This is a genomic window from Rubripirellula tenax (assembly GCF_007860125.1).
GTDB classification, from domain to species: domain Bacteria; phylum Planctomycetota; class Planctomycetia; order Pirellulales; family Pirellulaceae; genus Rubripirellula; species Rubripirellula tenax.
Genome location: NZ_SJPW01000004.1, coordinates 443149 through 462106 on the forward strand (window position 1 = coordinate 443149; position 18958 = coordinate 462106).

17 protein-coding genes are annotated in these 18958 nt (G+C 56.5%); 9 read left to right on the forward strand and 8 right to left on the reverse strand.

Translation table 11 applies throughout. The features are described 5' to 3' along the window. Positions 1 to 65 precede the first annotated feature (65 nt). Entirely contained in the window at positions 66 to 2795 is a 2730-nt protein-coding gene (gene aceE, locus Poly51_RS16190; RefSeq protein WP_146458826.1) for a pyruvate dehydrogenase (acetyl-transferring), homodimeric type, read from the reverse strand. 324 nt (positions 2796 to 3119) lie between these two features. Between aceE and Poly51_RS16195 the strand changes: the two genes are divergently transcribed. Continuing rightward, positions 3120 to 3923: an SDR family NAD(P)-dependent oxidoreductase gene (locus tag Poly51_RS16195; RefSeq protein ID WP_246114555.1), complete on the forward strand. Its 804-nt coding sequence runs from the start codon at positions 3120 to 3122 to the stop codon at positions 3921 to 3923. Between the two features lie 21 nt (positions 3924 to 3944). Here the strand turns inward: Poly51_RS16195 and trpE are convergent, their stop codons facing one another. Continuing rightward, complete coding sequence (gene trpE / locus Poly51_RS16200) at positions 3945 to 5480, reverse strand: anthranilate synthase component I (protein WP_146458828.1); 1536 nt, start codon at positions 5478 to 5480, stop codon at positions 3945 to 3947. Between the two features lie 308 nt (positions 5481 to 5788). Between trpE and Poly51_RS16205 the strand changes: the two genes are divergently transcribed. From Poly51_RS16205 to Poly51_RS16215, 3 genes are all read left to right on the forward strand, one after another. Continuing rightward, on the forward strand, positions 5789 to 6352 hold the full coding sequence (locus Poly51_RS16205; protein ID WP_146458829.1) for a UvrB/UvrC motif-containing protein: 564 nt from the start codon (positions 5789 to 5791) through the stop codon (positions 6350 to 6352). Next, positions 6349 to 7437 carry a protein arginine kinase gene (locus tag Poly51_RS16210; protein WP_146458830.1) on the forward strand — a complete coding sequence of 363 codons (1089 nt, stop codon included), beginning with the start codon at positions 6349 to 6351 and terminating at the stop codon, positions 7435 to 7437. Before Poly51_RS16205 ends, Poly51_RS16210 begins: the two co-directional genes overlap by 4 nt. 152 nt (positions 7438 to 7589) lie before the next feature. Further along, complete coding sequence (locus Poly51_RS16215) at positions 7590 to 8165, forward strand: RNA polymerase sigma factor (protein ID WP_146458831.1); 576 nt, start codon at positions 7590 to 7592, stop codon at positions 8163 to 8165. Positions 8166 to 8188: 23 nt separating this feature from the next. On the opposite strand, the gene Poly51_RS16220 is transcribed toward Poly51_RS16215, so the two are convergent. The 5 genes from Poly51_RS16220 to Poly51_RS16240 form a co-directional block, all read right to left on the reverse strand. Beyond that, a complete protein-coding gene (locus Poly51_RS16220) occupies positions 8189 to 8638 on the reverse strand; it encodes a hypothetical protein (RefSeq protein WP_146458832.1) in 450 nt (149 codons plus the stop codon). Between the two features lie 46 nt (positions 8639 to 8684). Further along, positions 8685 to 9170 (reverse strand): type II secretion system protein, encoded by a 486-nt coding sequence (locus tag Poly51_RS16225; RefSeq protein WP_146458833.1) that lies wholly within the window; start codon positions 9168 to 9170, stop codon positions 8685 to 8687. Then, the gene (locus Poly51_RS16230) at positions 9170 to 9634 is read right to left on the reverse strand and encodes a hypothetical protein (RefSeq protein ID WP_146458834.1); all 465 of its coding nucleotides are present in this window, start codon (positions 9632 to 9634) and stop codon (positions 9170 to 9172) included. The genes Poly51_RS16225 and Poly51_RS16230 overlap by 1 nt, the downstream gene beginning before the upstream one ends. 35 nt (positions 9635 to 9669) lie before the next feature. Then, positions 9670 to 10152 carry a pilus assembly FimT family protein gene (locus Poly51_RS16235; protein ID WP_146458835.1) on the reverse strand — a complete coding sequence of 161 codons (483 nt, stop codon included), beginning with the start codon at positions 10150 to 10152 and terminating at the stop codon, positions 9670 to 9672. 132 nt (positions 10153 to 10284) lie between these two features. Beyond that, positions 10285 to 10611, reverse strand: a complete 327-nt coding sequence (locus Poly51_RS16240; protein ID WP_146458836.1) for a prepilin-type N-terminal cleavage/methylation domain-containing protein — start codon at positions 10609 to 10611, stop codon at positions 10285 to 10287. Between the two features lie 114 nt (positions 10612 to 10725). On the opposite strand from Poly51_RS16240, the gene Poly51_RS16245 reads away from it, so the two are divergent. Both Poly51_RS16245 and Poly51_RS16250 read left to right on the forward strand, forming a co-directional pair. Further along, positions 10726 to 12156 (forward strand): aldehyde dehydrogenase family protein, encoded by a 1431-nt coding sequence (locus Poly51_RS16245; RefSeq protein ID WP_146458837.1) that lies wholly within the window; start codon positions 10726 to 10728, stop codon positions 12154 to 12156. Next, positions 12153 to 13490 carry an N-succinylarginine dihydrolase gene (locus Poly51_RS16250; protein WP_146458838.1) on the forward strand — a complete coding sequence of 446 codons (1338 nt, stop codon included), beginning with the start codon at positions 12153 to 12155 and terminating at the stop codon, positions 13488 to 13490. Before Poly51_RS16245 ends, Poly51_RS16250 begins: the two co-directional genes overlap by 4 nt. Here Poly51_RS16250 and Poly51_RS16255 read toward each other — a convergent pair. Beyond that, positions 13463 to 14287, reverse strand: a complete 825-nt coding sequence (locus tag Poly51_RS16255; RefSeq protein ID WP_146458839.1) for a carbon-nitrogen hydrolase family protein — start codon at positions 14285 to 14287, stop codon at positions 13463 to 13465. The two genes, Poly51_RS16250 and Poly51_RS16255, sit on opposite strands and share 28 nt — an antisense overlap. Before the next feature lie 50 nt (positions 14288 to 14337). Between Poly51_RS16255 and sthA the strand changes: the two genes are divergently transcribed. From sthA to Poly51_RS16270, 3 genes are all read left to right on the forward strand, one after another. Beyond that, entirely contained in the window at positions 14338 to 15729 is a 1392-nt protein-coding gene (gene sthA / locus Poly51_RS16260; RefSeq protein ID WP_146458840.1) for a Si-specific NAD(P)(+) transhydrogenase, read from the forward strand. A gap of 185 nt (positions 15730 to 15914) precedes the next feature. Continuing rightward, positions 15915 to 16817 (forward strand): hypothetical protein, encoded by a 903-nt coding sequence (locus tag Poly51_RS16265; protein WP_146458841.1) that lies wholly within the window; start codon positions 15915 to 15917, stop codon positions 16815 to 16817. Further along, the gene (locus Poly51_RS16270) at positions 16814 to 18958 is read left to right on the forward strand and encodes a DUF1549 domain-containing protein (protein ID WP_186775600.1); all 2145 of its coding nucleotides are present in this window, start codon (positions 16814 to 16816) and stop codon (positions 18956 to 18958) included. Before Poly51_RS16265 ends, Poly51_RS16270 begins: the two co-directional genes overlap by 4 nt.

The following is an 18958-nucleotide window of genomic DNA, read 5'->3' on the forward strand; positions in this document are numbered from 1 at the left end:
GGGAGGAAGATTGGTGTTAGGTATTGGGAATTAGGTTTTAGGGAAGTCGATCGAGCGCCGGTGCGTTAGGCGAAATACGGGTCGACTTTCTCGGAGTCGTAATCCAGATCTTTGATCGCCTGCGCAACGTCTGTCATCTTGAAAGTGCCGGCTTTCGCCAATCGGTAAAGCGTCGCGATCACGATCGATTCGGCGTCGACTTCGAAGTGGCGACGAAGGGCTTCGCGAGTTTCGCTGCGGCCCATGCCATCGGTTCCCAGCACGAAATAGTCGCCCGGGATGAACGGAGTCAACTGCTCGCCGAGTGCTCGCACATAGTCGCTTGCCGAGATGAACGGCCCTTCAACGCCATCGAGCGTTTCCTCCAAGTAACTTCGTCGCGGCGTTTCGGTCGGATGCAAACGATTCCATCGTTCGCACGCACCAGCTTCACGTCGCAGTTGCGTGTAACTGGTCACACTCCACACATCGCTGGCGACGTTGTATTTTTCGGCCAGAATCTCCTGAGCTTTCAAGGCCGAATTCAGAATCGCACCACTGCCGAACAGTTGCACGCGAGCCTTGGCGCCGTCGACATCCTGGCTCCTATACTTGTAGATGCCCTTGATGATGCCTTCTTCGCATCCGGCCGGCATTTCCGGGTGCAAGTATTCGTCGTTTTCGGCGGTGATGTAATAAATGCACTGTTCGCCGTCGGCATACATGCGTTGCAAACCCTCTTGCACGATGACAACGACTTCATACGCGAATGCCGGATCGTAAGCACGAACCGTCGGGAACGCGATCGCGTTCAGCAAACTGTGTCCGTCTTGGTGCTGCAGCCCTTCGCCGTTGAGCGTCGTGCGGCCGGCCGTCCCGCCGACCAAGAAGCCCTTCGCACGCATGTCGGCGGCAGCCCAAATCGAGTCGCCGATCCGCTGGAAACCGAACATGCTGTAATAGATATAGAACGGAATCATGTTGACGCCGTGGCAACTGTACGCCGTTCCGGCGGCGTTGAAGCTGCTGATCGAACCGCACTCGGTGATGCCTTCTTCCAGAATCTGGCCGTCCTGGGCTTCCTTGTAGTAAGAAACGATTCCCGAGTCGGCGGGCTCGTAAAGCTGACCCGCGTGGGCGTAAATCCCAAACTGGCGGAACATGCCTTCCATACCAAACGTTCGCGATTCGTCGGGCACGATTGGCACAACGTTTTTGCCGATCTTCTTGTCACGGCACATCGCGATCAACGTTTGCACGCATGCGAACGTGGTCGAGATGCTCTTATTCTCCATCTTGCTGATGACTTTGCGGAAATCCTCAAGCGAAGGAACTTCCATGGTCGGATGGTCCGTCGGACGGCTGGGGACCGATCCCCCGAGCGTCTTGCGGCGTTCTTTCAAATACTTGATTTCGGTGCTGGATTCCGAAGGCTTGTAGAACGGTGCGCTGCCGACTTCAGCGTCGCTGATCGGAATACCGAAACGAGTCCGGAACTCCAACAGCTCGGCTTCGTTCATTTTCTTTTGGTTGTGAGCGACATTGCGGCCTTCGCCGGCTTCGCCCAAACCGTATCCCTTGATCGTCTTGGCAAGAATCACGGTCGGCTTGCCGTTGTTCAAATCCATTGCCCGCTTATACGCCGCGTAAACCTTCTCGGGATCGTGACCGCCACGACGGATCTTTTCGATCTTTTCGTCCGACAGGTGCTTCACCAGTTCCAGCAATTCGGGGTACTTGCCAAAGAAGTGTTCGCGGACGTAGCTGCCCGGCATCGACGTGTACTTTTGGTATTGGCCGTCGACCACTTCGTTCATCCGTTTCGCCAACAAGCCTGTCTTGTCGCGAGCAAGCAGGTCGTCCCATTCGCTACCCCAGATGACCTTGATCACGTTCCAGCCAGCACCGTGGAAGATCGATTCCAATTCTTGAATGATCTTGCCGTTGCCGCGGACCGGCCCGTCGAGTCGTTGCAGGTTGCAATTGACGACAAAAATCAAGTTGTCGAGTTTCTCTCGCGATGCCAATCCGATCGCACCAAGCGTTTCGGGTTCGTCACATTCGCCGTCGCCCAAGAACGCCCAGACCTTTTGGCCCTTGGTGTCCTTCAATCCGCGATCGTTCATGTATTCGTTGAACCGCGCTTGGTAGATCGCCATGATCGGGCCCAAGCCCATCGACACGGTCGGGTATTCCCAAAAATCGGGCATCAACCAAGGGTGCGGATAACTGCTAAGCCCGCCACCTTCGGCCAGTTCGCGACGAAAGTTTTCCAGCTTGTGTTCCGGCAGTCGACCTTCGACATAGGCACGCGAATACATGCCCGGCGACGCGTGACCTTGGAAATAGATCGAGTCGCCCGAGTAGCCGTCTTCGCCGCGGCCTTTGAAGAAGTGGTTGAACGCGACTTCGTAAAGTGTTGCGCTCGATGCGAACGTGCTGATGTGACCGCCGACACCACCGCCGCGTTTGTTGGCTCGCACGACCATCGCCATCGCGTTCCAGCGGATGATCGACTTGATGCGACGCTCAATTTCGCGGTTTCCCGGGTACGCGGGTTGCTCGTGCGGCGCGATCGTGTTGACGTAGGGCGTCGAGGTGTCGGACGAAAGCGGCACGCCCTCTTCGGCGGCGCGGTCGCGGAGTTGGTCGATCAGAAACTTGACGCGTTCAGGGCCCTTGCTTTGCAGGACATAGTCGAGCGAGGAGAGCCATTCCTGGGTTTCTGCTGCATCGATATCGACGTCAGCATTTCGTTGCAGTTCGCCTAGATTTTGAGCGACTTCGGCTTTTGCGACAGTTTCAGATTCAGACATCGTTGGTGTGATTCCCTCGTATCGGGCAAGCTCGCTCGCCCCGAATTGGCTTGGCTATGGTGTCGACCTTATTCTCACCGAAACCGCACGAAGCGGAAACCTCGGCAACGGCCTGGGCGCGGCAAATCGGGCCAGATTGCCACCGAAATGAACTCACCGCGACCATTTCAAGCGTGCAGATTAGTCACAGGTGCGAGAAGACAGCAAGGGTAAGCGTCAAAACGACCCGATCGGCCGTAACCTACTATGTCACGCTCCTTTAGAGATCGCGACACCAAAGCTAGATTAGGGGCTGACTTCCTTCCCCTGTCGCAGGTTTTGCCCGTGTCTAGCCATTTCGATTCGACGACTGCCGTCATCACCGGTGCCTCCAGCGGTATCGGCCAGGCGATCGCAATCGCGCTGGCCTCTGCGGGAGCCAGCCGAATCGGGGTCCACTATCGGCGAAACATCGCGGGTGCCCAAGAAACAGCCCGACAGATTCAGGACGCCGGGGCCGACGCGGTGCTGATTCCCGCCGACTTGGCCAATTCGGAACAGCCGTCCCAATTGGTCGATCGCGCATTCGACGAACTGGGGCCGATTCAAACGTGGGTCAACAACGCAGGCGCCGACGTCTTGACCGGCGAAGCCGGCAAGTGGGATTTCGATCGTAAACTGAAACACCTGGTGGATGTCGACGTGATCGGCACGATCGACTTGTCGCGGCGGGTGGCCCGGCGACTCGCCGATCAAGACACTGCATCACCTCCGTCGATGGTCTTCCTGGGCTGGGACCAATCTTTGGCCGGCATGGAAGGCGATGCGGGTCAAATGTTTGGTCCCGTCAAAGCCGCCGTCACAGCGTTTGCCAAAAGTTTGGCCCAATCGATGGCACCCCGCGTCAGGGTCAACACGGTCGCGCCGGGATGGATCCAAACGTCATGGGGCGAAACAACAAGCGACTATTGGGACAGCCGCGCCAAAGGCCAAGCACTGATGCACCGCTGGGGATTGCCCGATGACATTGCTAAGGCCGTATGCTATTTGGCCGATCCCGCCAACTCGTTCGTCACCGGCCAAACGATCAATGTCAACGGCGGCTGGAACCGACGTTACGACACAAGTGGATCAGACCCGGCGTCGTAAACATCACTCGCCCAGCGATGGCTACTTGCTGACGCGTGCGACCGTCATTTCGACGGCGGTGATCAGGGCTCGGGCTTTGTTGACGGTTTCTTCGTATTCGGCCGTGGGATTGCTGTCTGCGACGACGCCGCATCCAGATTGAACATAAACGGTGTCGTTTTTGATCACCATGGTTCGCAGCGCGATGCAAGTATCCATGTTGCCGCGGTAATCGATGTACCCGACTGCGCCTCCGTAGGGGCCACGTCGATGCGGTTCGATCGAATCGATAACCTCCATCGCGCGAACTTTGGGAGCGCCGGAAACGGTACCGGCCGGCAAACAGGCTTTCAGGGCATCAAACGCATCGAGTCCGTCTCGCAATTTCCCTTGCACTTCACTGCTGATGTGCATGACATGGCTGTACCTTTCGACGACCATGATTTCGGTCAACTCGACGGTACCAAACTGTGCCACGCGGCCGACATCGTTGCGTCCCAGATCGACCAACATGACGTGCTCAGCCCGCTCTTTCGGATCGGCCAACAACTCGATTTCCAGCTTCCGATCTTCGCGTGCGTCTTTCCCTCGTCGGCGCGTCCCCGCCAGCGGTCGCACTGTCACTGTTCGGTCCGACACACGGCACATGATTTCGGGCGAGCAACCGACCAAGACGCAATCGGGCGTTCGCACAAAAAACATGAACGGGCTTGGGTTCACGACGCGCAGCGAGCGATAAATCTCAAGCGGATCGACGTCGGTTTTCACCGCCCATCGCTGACTGGGCACGACTTGAAAGATGTCTCCGGCGCGAATGTATTCCACACAGGTTTCAACAGCCGCTTCGAACGAAGCCTGTGTAAAGTTGGCTTCGATTTCCAGTGGCGATCGGTCGATCGTTTCCTGCCACGCTGTCGGATTCCATTCGTCAGGCGTCAGTCCCGTTTGGCGCGACGACAGTTGGGCAATCGTTGCGTGGATACGGGCACACGCGGACTGATAAATCGCATCGGCTTCACCGGCGCTACCGACTTGCCGGCAATCGGCCAGCGAAACGATCGTGATCGTTTTGTCGACATGGTCGAAAACGCAAAGCGTGTGATAGAACCCAAAATCTAAATCGGGGATATCGCGATCATCGGTCGGGGCGTTGGGCAGTTTTTCGACGTAGCGAACTACGTCATAGCCCGCATAGCCGACCGCCCCACCGACAAATGGCGGCAGCCCCTTCATCTTGGCGACCGAGTAGTGGAAGTGGGCGCGAAATTCGTCCAACGGGTCGGCGGCTTGGCGAGTTTCCGTGGTACCGTCGGCTTCAATGATCGAGATCGCTTGGCCTCGCGCGACGAACCGTCGAATCGGTTTCGAGGCCAGGATGCTGAACCGGCCGACCTTTTCACCGCCGATCACACTTTCGAATAAACACGCCGGGCCGCCATCGTCAAGCAGCCGAAACGCGGTCACCGGCGTCAGCGTATCGCTTAGCAAACGGCGGTAGACGGGGACAAAGTCGTGCTCGACCGCAAGATCGGCGAAGTCGGCAGCCACCGGTGTGTGCCGTGCGTCAGGCGTGTGCATCAAAGCGTGGGGGCAAAAAGTGTTGTCAGGATCAGGAAGAATTCGTCGATCGATCGGTTCAACATGATAGGCAGAAGTCGGCCGGTGCGGCAGCCAGCGCGGAATCCGGTGCATCAGCCACACCCGCACCTTCGTTGACAGTAACAGGGCCAGCGATAGAATCCATAGGTGGTTGGTAGGACGCCGACGGGTTTGCCGATTCGGGGCATTTATCGCAAAAATGCTCGGCTTATTGCTTCCCCATTGTCCCAAGGGGTCGGCTTCTCGATCTCGCAGTAACAGCCGCAATCGGCCCATCGGAAGCAATCATGAAATGCCAATACTGCGAAAAACCCGCGACCTTTCATATCACCGAGTTGACCGAACCGAGTGGCCCCCAAGTGATGCACTTGTGCGAGGAGCACGCTCGCGGGTTTCTGCAAAAAGACAACGCTAGCCCGGCTGTTTCCGTCGCCGGCGCATTGGCAAAACAACTCAACTTGGGCCAAACCAAGAAAGAGCTTGCGGAACTGGACCAAAAAGAATGTCCGGTTTGCGGCATCAGTTTCTTTGAGTTCCGAAGCACCGGGCGTCTCGGCTGCCCCTACGATTACACACACTTCGAGGCTGACCTCGAACCGTTATTGATCAACATCCACGATTCGCTTGAGCATTGCGGCAAACGCCCCCGCCGCGCTGCTGCATCGGCAGACTCCCAGGCAACCATGATCCAACTGCGACGCGAAATGGAAGAAGCGATCGAACGAGAAGACTACGAACGGGCATCGGAAATTCGCGACGAGCTTCGGAAGATCGAAGATGCGGGAACTCGGCCCGTCGATAGCGACAAGTCCGACAGCTCGGCTTCCGCTTCGGGAGACGAGTCGAAGTGAAACGCAACACGGACTTCAGCGAACTGGCACGGCACTCGGGCGAATGGCTTCGTGGGACCGGTCCGGAATCGGACATCGTGATCAGCAGCCGCATCCGCTTGGCTCGCAACCTTGCCGATTTTCCTTTCATTCGTCGCTGCAGCGACGAAGATCGAATCAGCATCGAACGGACCGTTCGTGCACGAATGGAAGCGATCGAGGGCTGGCAAGATATCCGCTACGTCGACATCGAACAGCTTTCCGAGATTGATCGTCAGTTCTTGGTCGAACGCCAACTGATCAGCCGCGAAATCGCTGATGCCGACGGTTCTCGTGCGGTCGCGATTGATCCGAACGAGCAATACAGCGTGATGATCAACGAAGAAGATCACTTGCGTATCCAGGTCATGCACAGCGGTTTGGATCTGAGTTCGGCATGGGATCGCATCAACGCGCTCGACGACCAACTGGAAGGCACGATTCTTTACGCCTACAGTCAAAAATACGGTTACCTGACCGCGTGCCCGACCAATGTCGGCAGCGGACTGCGTGTCAGCGTCATGCTGCACCTGCCGGCCCTGGTGATCACGCAACAAATCGAAAAAGTGTTCCGCAGCATGCAGCGGATCAACGTCACGGTCCGCGGGCTATACGGCGAAGGATCCCAGTACACGGGTGACTTCTATCAAGTCAGCAACCAGATCACGCTCGGTCACAGCGAGACGGACCTGGTGGCCTTGGTCGGCGAAAACGTCGTTCCGCGGATCATCGAATACGAACGCAAGGCTCGCGATTTCCTGGTCAGCCAAGGCGAAAAGGATCTGCACGACGACGTCAGCCGAGCGTTGGGGATCCTAAGCACGGCAAAAAAGATCAGCAGCGAAGAAACGATGCACTATTTGTCGAAAGTTCGCATGGGGGTGAACCTGGGGCTGATCAATGACGTTGCGGTCGGAACGATCAACAAGCTGTTCATTCATACGCAACCGGCCCACCTACAGAAGCTGCACGGTCGTCTGTTGGGTTCGTCAGACCGAAACGTCGAACGAGCCACGTATCTGCAACGTCACTTGGCCGGACCCGTGGGCAACGGCGAACTAAACTGACCCGGACGGCTCCGTCGAGGCGATTTTTTACGCTCGCGTTGCTGATCGGGCCCGAATAGTGACGCCAAATTGCGGTTTTTCTTGTTCGCTGTTGATAAACTGGAAACCACGTTTATCGATGTGGTGTCAATTCAGTTTGCGAAAGACGTTGAGTGGCGGACGAGTCCCAGTTGATCGATCGAGCTCTCGAGGGTGACCGCGATGCGTTCACTTCGTTGGTCGAATTGAACCAGGACCGCCTGTTCGCGTCGATGTTGCAAGTCACCGGCTCGCCCGAGGAAGCAGAGGACGTCGTGCAGGAGGCGTTCATCAGCGCCTTCATGAAACTGGATACGTTCCAACGCAACAGCCAGTTTTCGACGTGGATCTATCGAATCGCCTTCAACAGTGCCCTCTCCAAGCGGCGCCGCAAACGGGCGAGGGTTTCGCTGGACTACTGCCGCGAGGCCAACGGCTTGGAAGTCGTTGATCGTGCCGATGGCGTGGACGAACCGATCCTGCGACGCGAACGTGTCGAGATGGTGCGGCAAGCGATGCAGACATTGACCGACGAGCACCGAATCATTTTGGTGCTGCGAGAAATGGACGAAAATACGTACGAAGACATTGCCGAAATCTTAGAGATCTCGATCGGCACTGTCCGCAGCCGACTCAGCCGAGCACGTCACCAATTGAAGCTGTCGCTCGAGGCGGTGCAACGTGCCGAAGAATCGACCGGCAGTTCATGATCGCCCTGAAACGCTAGCGCGAATCACTTGGAGGATGCTTTGACTATGGTCGGGCTCGAAGGCTTGATGCCACCGGTCGATCCAACGCTTGAGCTGCTGCCTTTGGCCAGGGCTTCGACGTCGATCACGCGAGTGATAGCCGGTGTTTTCGATCCTTCGTAAAGAAAGACTTGGACCATCGTCGTCGTCTTCGACATCGGGCGAAGTTCAATCCAGTGAGCCGAACTCGACCCTTTTTCGCGAATTTCTCCGCTGAGCGTGGGATCAAGCCTCAGCATCGCAAGCGACCGCTGCATCAAACCATCTGCGAACACACGGCCTTGGACCGCCGAACGAGTCGCGTCGACACGCTGAACGGCCAATTGATTGCTGCGGACAATCGCAATCGTAGCCATCGAGAGGATGGCTGCGGCAAGCGTGCAAATCAGCAGTGCCGATCCGCGGCGATCAAGTCGGCGTCGTTGACGTTTCATGGCATCAATCATTTCGGGATGGTTATTCCAGGCCTGCAAAACGCTTCTAGGTTTGCACGAGGGTCGAGACGTACGATTCAATCTTGTAGTACTCGCCCGATTCGGGGTCTTTGACACCGATGCGAATGGCAACACCGATCGGCAATCCTGGCTTTTCGGATTGAACGATCGATTCGCATTCGAATGAACCGACGTTTTCAAGGATGACCGTCTTGGTGCGTCCGTCCGATAGAATCAAACGGTCGGAATCGAAAACGATCTCGGCCTTATCGCCGCTGGCCAGGATCAAGGTCAAATTCCGCGAACCGACATCGATCACCGTGCCGGTTTGAATCGTTTCCTTGACCCACCGCAAGGCCGATCGTGTTTGGACTTCCGCATCGACGTTGGACGCACGACCGATCGCGCGAGCGGATGCCCGAATCACGCTAGCGACGGGAACGACCATGACAGCGACAATGGCCGTGCAGGCGATCACTTCGATCAGGCTAACGCCACGTCTCGGTTTCAATTGTTTCTTTTGCGTTTTCATTACGGTGACGCCATTTGGGTTTGCAATGACTCACTGACTTCGGTCGCATCGATGCGAGCGTTGCTGTTGGCATCTCGCCAAACGGTAACACGAATCGAAAGCAGTTTTGCCGTTGGCAGTGTCTTGTCGGGTTCGAGCTGGTATTGAGCCAGGAAAACCTTCCCGCTCGGCGAAACGACTTTCGTCAGATCATCGATCGGTCGATCGAATGCCGACGCAAACTCGCTGGGTTCCGACATCTTGACCTTTAGTATTTCGATAAAGCTTTCCGCTTCGAATAGCATCGCGTCGCGATCTTCTAGACGCTGGTTGATCGATTCTGAATGCCCGATCCAACGGACCGACGGAATCAACAACAGCGATAATAGCATCGACCCGATGGCGACATCGATCAACGTCGCGCCTTGACGCGTCGCGACGTGCCGTCTTCGGCGAACATTCGTGGAACAGTGATGAGATTTCATGATGACGATTCGAAGATAAAATTCTTGTTTTTTCGTTACGGAAGTCGATGAGTCACGTTTCCGTCGGTCGGTGTGACCTGGACCAACCCCGCGAGTGATCCTTCGGAAACTTTCCATTCCAAACCACGATCTGCTGACCCCGTTGCTTTGAACCAAATCTCAGTTGGCGAACCGCTAATGGTGGGTTGATCACCCAGATCGATTTGCCATTTCTTACCTGCCCGCATTGGGCCGGCTTCCTCAACGATGGTCAGCCATTGACGACCGCGAACGTTTTCCTGACGCACCGCGACGTTCGTGCGGCTAGCGATGGCAGTGTTACGAGCAAGCACGAGCGTTTGATAGACTTCTCGAGTGACATCTGTTGCACCTCGGCGATCGCGCCATTGACCGTCCAGCATGAACGACCCTGCAACCGTCGCGGCAGCCAAAAGCATCACCACCAATATCGTTTCAACCAACGTGACGCCAAAGCGACAACGTCGATCGAGGAAAGCGGCAGGAATGCGATGGACCATCGTTCGAAAACACCGTTTATAAAATGACAAAGGTCCGGCCAGGACAAGCACGGCCAAAGGTGCGGCCGCCAATGCCCTGGATCGGACCCTCGGAGTCAATCAGTTCAAAGGCGTGAAAAACGCCTCCTTCAATTACTTCTTGGCGAACACGCCGGTAGTCGGTACGTAGTCGTACTTGGTCCGCATCGCGGCAACGCGGCGACGTTCGTCGGTCGTTGTGTAGGGCAAGTAGCCAGACGAACCCAGCGTGGTCACGCTTTGGGGAAAACGACCGACTTCCAAGAAGTAGGTTTGTGCCATCGCGTTGAGCGTGGCGACTTCTTGATCTTGCAGCTTGTCTTCACTCTTCGCACGCATCGGAGCAACCGTAGCAACGGTTGCGGCAGCGACGACGGCAAGGATGACGACGGCGGCGATAACTTCTAGCAGTGAGAAACCGCTTTTCTTTTGACGCTTCATATTTGTAGACTCCAAGGAACGGGATGAAATGGTTTGGCTCCCTCGAACCTCCCATCTACAAGAAACCTAGGTCACGTTTTCACAGGGTGCAGAAAACGAATCGAAAAAATACCCATGAATCTTCAAAGTGTCTCGTTCATCTCTGGCGAACCGATTTTCGACAAGAAAGCAACGAATAAGCAGGAAATTGGCGAAATTTTAGAAAAAGCCAAAGTGGCGGGTCAGATCTGGGCCAATGTCTCGGTGGCGGATCGAATCGAGTGCGTTCGCCAATTCGGAGCGTTTGTTTCCGCCCATCGCGATCAAATCAGCAAGCTGATTTCCAGTGAAGTCGGCAAGTTGCCGTGGGATGCCGATGGCGAAGTGTCCGCTTCGATCGCGAAAGTCGAATTGTCGATCGCCGCGATGGAAACACGTCGTCGTGACCGAATACTCCAACCGTCTAACGGTCCCGTTCAGCGCCAGGTTCGATACCGTCCGATCGGTGTCGGTTTAGTGTTGGGGCCTTTCAACTTTCCGCTGCACTTGCCGGGCGGACAGATCATCCCGCTGTTGTTGGCAGGTAACGCAGTCGTGTTCAAACCCAGCGAGAAGGCAACTGCGGTGGGTCAGTGGATGATGGACGCTTGGCACCAAAGCGGACTGCCTCGCGACGTGATGCAGTGGATCGTCGGCGCCGGCGACACGGCGGTCACAGCCATCGATCGGCCCGAAGTCGGCGGCGTCTTCTTGACCGGCAGCCGCGCGGTCGGGCAAGCCATTCACCGACAATTGGCCGGGCGACCGGAAGTGATGTTGGCGCTTGAGTTGGGCGGCAACAATCCCATCATCGTGACAGAGTCCGTGCCACCAGACACGGTCGCCAAGTTGGTTTCGTTCTCGGCATTCGTGTCGGCCGGACAACGCTGCACGTGTGCCCGAAGAGCCATTTTCGTCGACGGCAACGATAGCAATCATCAGATCAACGCGTTGGTGATCGCGACCGAGAAACTGTCGGCCGGATTGCCCGGCGACAATCGCGCGGAGGTCGGTCCATTGATCGATGCGACTGCGGCAAAACGACTGAAGCAAACGTATGACGAGCTACTGCATCTCGGGTGCAAGCCCTTGCTTCCGTTCGCGGTCGATCCACGGCATCCGGCGCTGGTCAGACCGTCGATCCTTGACGCGACCGATATTTCGCCAGACGGGCTCGCAGCGATCGGGGCCATGGAATGGTTCGGACCGTTGTTGGTGGTCCAGCGGGTGAAGAATTTCGAAGCAGCAATCCACGCCGCCGCTCGGACGCCCTATGGCTTGGCCGCTTCGTTATTAGGAGGATCCAAGGCGATGTTCGATCAGTTTGCCGCCGGCGTCGGTGCGGGCGTCGTGAACTGGAATGGTCCCACAACCGGTGCCGCCGGTGCGTTACCATTCGGAGGTCTGGATGCCAGCGGCAATCATCGTCCGGCCGGTTACTATGCCATCGATTTTTGTAGTGACCCGGTTTCTTCGCTGTTGCGTGATGAACCATCAACGGATGATCCCTGGAGTATCGTTTCATGACGCTGATCGAAATTCAAATGGACCGGCTGGTCGGTCCGACACACCACTTCGGTGGCCTGGGCGTCGGCAACGTGGCTTCACGGGACCATGCCGGTCAAGTATCCAATCCCGCTGCCGCGGCGATTCAGGGCCTTGAAAAAATGCAGTGCGTGGCAGAGCTGTCGGTGCCACAATTCGTGCTTCCGCCGCACGTTCGTCCCGATTTCGCGTTCTTACGTTCGATGGGGTTTTCCGGCGATGACGCGTCGGTGCTGGCGAGGGCGCACGATGAATCGCCGTGGATCTTTTCTGCCGCAATGAGCTCGTCCGCTATGTGGACTGCGAACGCCGCCACGGTGACCCGATCATCGGGCGGCCAGGGTACACGTGGCCGGACGACGATAACGGTCGCCAATCTGTACGCGAGCTTGCACCGTGCGATCGAACCATCGCAAACGGTTGACGACCTTGGCGCCCTGTTCGGCGATACCGTCGAGATACTCCCACCGCTTTGCGGAGGCGCTGCGATGCGCGACGAAGGCGCGGCAAACCAGATGCGATTGCTTGGCGATTCGATGGACAGTGATTCAACGGAACGCGCGATCGATGTTTTCGTTTTCGGCGATCAGCCTCCGATGCCGAACGCATTCTGGCCGCGGCAAACTCAGGCCTCATTCGATGCGATCGCTCGCCGGCATGGTTTGTCGCCCAGCGATGTTTGTTTCGTCAAACAACATCCTCGCGCGATCGATGCGGGAGCGTTCCACAATGACGTGGTCGCGATGAGCCACCGAAATCTTCTGATTCACCACGAGCGGGCTTTCGCGAACAGCACATTTTCAATGCAAGCCATCGAAGCCAAATTTGCACAGCGGACGGCATCCGTTCTGAATCGGATCGAAGTGTCCGAGTCGACGCTTTCCCTCGACGACGCGATCTCGACCTATCTCTTCAACAGCCAGATCGTCTCACCGGGCAACGCGGACGGACCGCCCGTGATCCTGTGTCCGGTTCAAGTCCAACGGCATCCGGTGGCAAAGTCATTGGTCGACGAATGGCTGGCCAGCGGTGTCTTTTCGCAGGTCGTCTACGTCGATCTTGGCCAAAGCATGGCCGGCGGTGGCGGTCCGGCATGTCTGCGGCTGCGCGTTCCCGTTGATGAATCCGAATTGGCGTGGATCAACCAACGCGCCCGGTGGACGCCCCGGCTTCACCAATCGATCCAGCAAATCATTCGCGACGGTTACCCGACATCGGTGACGCTGATTGACTTGGCGTCGATCGACTTCATCCGCCACATCGGCCGCGTCCGCGACCAGATCGCCGTTCAACTGGGTCGCGAAATCCGATCATAGAACTCGGGCCGACGATCATTCATGCGATGGATGACATGCTTTCCAACCGTACGCTCGATCCGCTTGTTCCTGGCTTGGGCCGGGTCGATATCGGCAAACAGCATCGTTTCTTGGTCGTCAGAACTGGCCGCCAAGACAACGCCATCAGGTCCGCAGATCGAACTTCGGCCACAAAATTCGAAACCGCGTTCGGTACCGACTCGGTTGGCCGCGACAAAGAAAAGATGGTTTTCCATGCTACGAGCCGGCGGAACAATCTCGGCGGTTCGAACTGCACCGATCGGCCAATTCGTGCCCAAAGCAATCACGTCGGCACCCTCGAGCCCCAATATCCGCATCGGTTCGGGAAACGAACAGTCATAGCAAATCGCCAAACCGACGTTCACTTCCCCGGCCGCTAGAATTCGGTAGGGAATGTCTCCTCGATCGACGAATCGGTCGACACCGAGATGGGGCAAATGAATTTTGCGGTAGTGGCCGATCACGCCGCTGGGGCCGATTAAGGCCGACGAATTGAACAATCGATCGCCGTCGGCTTCAAGAAACCCCAGCGTCACGCGTAAGTTGTATTTCGCGCACGCATCGGCGATGGTCGCAAAAGTTGGGCTGCCGATCGACAGGGCCTGCTGATAGGCTTCATCGCGACTTTCATACGAATAGCCGCACAGAACACATTCGGGGAAAATCACCAGCTCGGCCTTCGCCTCGCTCGCTTGATCGATCCATCGCAAGACACGATCAAGGTTGGCGTTGACATCGGCAAAAACAACATCGGTCTGGACGCAGGCGAGTTTCATCGTAAAAACAGACTCTTCAAGAATGGCAACCAAAGTAGATTCGAGACATTATGAACGATTCAGCTTACGACTACGACCTGTTTGTGATTGGCACCGGCCCCGGCGGTGAGGGAGCTGCGATGCAATGTGCCAAAGAAGGCATGCGTGTCGGTGTGGCTGAAAAATACCGCCAAATCGGTGGTGGGTGTACCCACTGGGGAACGATTCCCAGTAAAGCGCTTCGCTTTGCGATCACTTCGACGATGACGGCACTGAAGAATCCCGCGCTTCGGGAAATGGGCGTCACCACAACTCCTACGCTTGAGCAACTCAAGCGGGGAACCGAGACGATCATCGGCCGCCAGGTCACGATGCGACAATCGTTCTACGATCGCAACGACGTTCCAATCTACCGCGGACAGGCCCGATTCGTCGACGAGCATTCGGTGTCGATCGACGGTGACGAACCGATCCGTGCGAAGTACTTCGTGGTCGCGACCGGATCACGCCCGTTCCGCCCGGCAGGAGTTGATTTTAATCATTCTCGCATTTTCGATAGCGACACGATCCTTGGCATGGAACACAAGCCGACGTCGATCTGTGTCTACGGTGCGGGCGTGATCGGTGTTGAATACGCTTCGATGTTTCGCAACTTGGGGATCAAAGTAAATTTGATCAACACGCGAGGCAAGCTGCTGGAATTCTTGGACGACGAAATCATCGACGCGATTTCGTATCACTTGCGAGACCAGGGCGTCGTCATCCGTCACAACGAATCGGTGGACACGATCGTCGGCGATGACGATGGTGTGGTGCTGCAGTTAAAGAGCGGCAAACGCGTGAAGACCGACATCTTATTGTGGGCCAACGGACGCAGTGGCAACACGGACGATCTAGGTCTCGAGCACCTCGAAGTCGTCGCAAACAATCGCGGTCAAATCCAAGTCGACGAACATTTTCAAACTGTCGTGCCTCACATCTATGCGGTCGGTGATGTGATTGGTGTCCCGTCATTGGCAAGCGCCGCTTACACCCAGGGTCGTGCGGCGGGCATGCACATTCTTGGTCAAGCCGACGGCAACTTGCGACTGCATGATATTCCAACTGGCATTTACACCAGTCCCGAGATCAGCAGCGTCGGAAAGACGGAGCGAGAATTAACCGAAGCCTGCATTCCCTACGAAGTCGGCCAGGCCCAATTCAAAAGCCTCGCCCGCGCGCAAATCACCGATCAAACCGTGGGCATGTTGAAACTGCTGTTTCACCGCGACACGCTGGAAATATTGGGGGTCCATTGTTTCGGAGCCAACGCGTCCGAGATCGTACATATCGGACAAGCGATCATGGTTCAGCCGGCGCCCAACAACACCGTGAAGTACTTTGTCGAAACGACATTCAACTATCCAACGATGGCCGAAGCGTATCGCGTCGCGGCGCTGAACGGGATCAACCGACTGTTCTGATACGGGCTCGTAAATTCCTGGGCGACTGGCGGAACCCTCAATGGAATCCCAGTCGCTTTCCGAATCCAAGATTTCCGCCTCCTTTTCCGTTCAATCACTTCGGAAAAACATTGCCGACCATAGCAACGTGGGTTTGACGCTGCGACAATATCCAGCATCTGAACTCGAATGCAGGGTACACAGCAATGCGATTCATATGGACTTCGTCAATCATTTTATGTTTGGCGTCGGTTGCAGTAACCGAGGAACCGATTTTCTCGGGTCCACAAGTCGGGGAAGAAATCGTCCCTTTTGAAGCGAGGCTCGTATTCGGTGACAGCGCCGGCAAGGATGTCGATGTTCTTGAAAATATCAAGGATGGGCCAGCGTTACTCGTGTTCGTTCACCAGGTCACTCGACCTTCGATTGCTCTAACTCGCTTGCTGATGAACTATGCCAACACGAAGACGGACGAAGGGCTGCGATCGAGACTGATCTTCCTTACGACGGATCCGACGGAAACGGAAGCGTGGTTCCGCCGCGCTCGCCACGCATTGCCCGTTGGCGTTGCGCCCATGGTCTCGATGGATGGTGTTGAAGGCCCTGGATCTTACGGACTCGATCGTAAGATGACGCTGACCATCCTGGTTGCGAATCAGGGAAAGGTGGTCGCGAACTTTCCGTTGATTCAACCAAGCATCCAAGCCGACGCACCCAAAGTTGGTCGGGCGATCGAGAAAGCATTGGGGCGCGATCTGTCGCCGACATTGGCCGAGATGGGATTCGCAGCACGGCCAATGGAATCACGCAACCCAACCCAGTCATCTGAACAGGAAGGCATCTATCGCCAGATGATGTCACCCGTCATTCGAAAAACGGCGACAGCAGAGGATGTCGACGCGGCGGCAGAAAAAGTGGAAAAGTTTGCGGCCAAGAATCAATGGTTCAAGGATCACGTTTACAAAGCCGCGAACCTGATCGTTGGCAGCGGCAAGCTTTCCAACTACGGGACCGCGCCGGCCCAAGTCTATCTTAAAAAATGGGCCAAAGAGTTTGCGTTCGAACCGGTTCCGGAAAGCGACGACTCAGCCGGTGCCGTGTCACCATGAAGTGCTTCCTGCGGATTCGCTTTGCCGCCTTCATCTTTGTTGCCATTGTCGGGGCGTCCATCATCGCCAATGCAAACGCTACGGAAATCGACTTTGATACCGAGATCATGCCGCTGCTTTCCAAGGCGGGCTGTAACGCAGCAAGTTGCCATGGCAGTGCAGCAGGACAAGCGGGGTTTCGCTTGTCGTTGTTCGGTGGCGATCCAGAGCATGACTATCGCACGATTGTCCGCGAGCTTTTTGGTCGGCGAGTCAATCTCGCCCACCCCAACGAAAGCCTGATCATCTCGAAACCCACCGCTCGACTGGAACATGGCGGCGGTGATGTCTTGGACCCGGACGGTGAGCCGGCAAACACGATTGCGAGTTGGATTGCGGCCGGTTGCCATCGTTTGCAGGTTCGTAAGTTGGATCGTTTCCAGGTTGTTCCACAGGAGTTTGTTGCTGACGCCGTACCGGCAACACTCCAGCTCAAAGCAACAGCGATCTTCGACGACGGTCTCGAGCGAGACGTGACTCCCCAAGCGGTTTTCGTCAGCCAGAACGAGTCCGCACTGGTCGTCGACGAACTTGGCGTAGCGACCGTCACCGCCCCAGGCCGACACACTGCGATCGTGCGATTCGCAGGTAGCGTAGCGATGGTTTCATTCACCACGCCGATTGGTTCCGATTCGATCGTTTTGCCCGAAACGGCAAGGAAAAACGGGATCGATGATGAGATCAATGGAACGTTGCAGCGATTGCGACTTACGCCCGCAGACACCACGGATGATGCTTCGTTTTTGCGGCGGTTGTCGCTCGATCTAACGGGACGTTTGCCATCGCCGACACAAATCGAAAGATTCGTCGGCAATGACGAGGCCACCAAGCGGTCGTCGATGATCGACGAGCTTCTGGAATCGAATTCATTCGTCGACTATTGGACGCATCTGCTCGCCACGCAACTACGTCTCCGTAAACCCGGCAATGATGCGGTCGCGGCCGATGTATTCTACGACTGGCTCAAAGAGCGGGTCGCCGATGACACTGGCTGGGACGAAATAGCGAGCTCATTGATCCTTTCCGAAGGTGACTCTCATCAGCCTGGCGCCGCAACCGTTCATCGATTTTTTGCGACCGCTCGCGAGGAAGCGGAATACATTAGCGAAGTATTGATGGGCGTTCGGTTGCGATGTGCGAATTGCCACAACCATCCGCTCGACCAATGGACGCAAGACGACTACCACGGGCTGGCGGTGATCTTTGCCGGCCTTGAGCGAAACCAAGTCGTGCGGTTTACGGGACGGGGAACCATCATTCATCCTCGTACCGGAGCGAGTGCGCTGCCCCGGATACCGGGTGACCGGTTCCTGGGACAAGACCGCGACAACCGGCAAGAATTCTCCCAGTGGCTGACCCGCGACGACAACCCGTACTTTGCCAAGGCGTTGGTCGGTCGCGTCTGGCAATCGTTGATGGGACGTGGTTTGGTGACTCCGGTCGATGACCTACGCGCGACGAATCCTGCTTCGCACCCCAATCTGCTGGAACGGCTATCACGCCACTTTGTTGACAGCGATTTCAAACTCCGGCCGTTGATTCGATTGATCTGCGACTCCGACGTGTATCAGCGTTCCTCTTCGCCGCTTGGTACCGGATCGATCGACGACACCCGACAATTCTATTCGCAAGCGAACAGCAAACCGCTTTGCGCCGAAGTGCTGGCCGACGCGATTGGTGACGTGACGGGTGTTGCCGATGACTACCATGGCGTCAGTCGGGCGATCAACGTTGTCGACCGTGCGTCTTCATCAGAGAGCTTGCAATTTCTCGGGCAGTGCGCGCCAGGTGAAAATTGTTCCTCGCCAAGCGGTTCGGAGCGAGGGATCGCATCGAAGCTGCATTTGATGAACGGAGAGTTGCTAAACGCGAAGATCATTGACAGCGATGGGCGGCTGCGGCGGATGCTAAGAGACGACATCGCAACACGCGATCTCGTTCGTGAATTTTACCTGCGAGCGTTGTGTCGCCCACCGTCCGATCGTGAGCTGGCCGATTGGGTCGAACGCATCGATGCCAGCGAAGTCGAACGGAAGCACGAACGGTGCGAGGACTTCCTTTGGGCACTTTTGAATTGCCATGAATTCACGAACAACCACTAG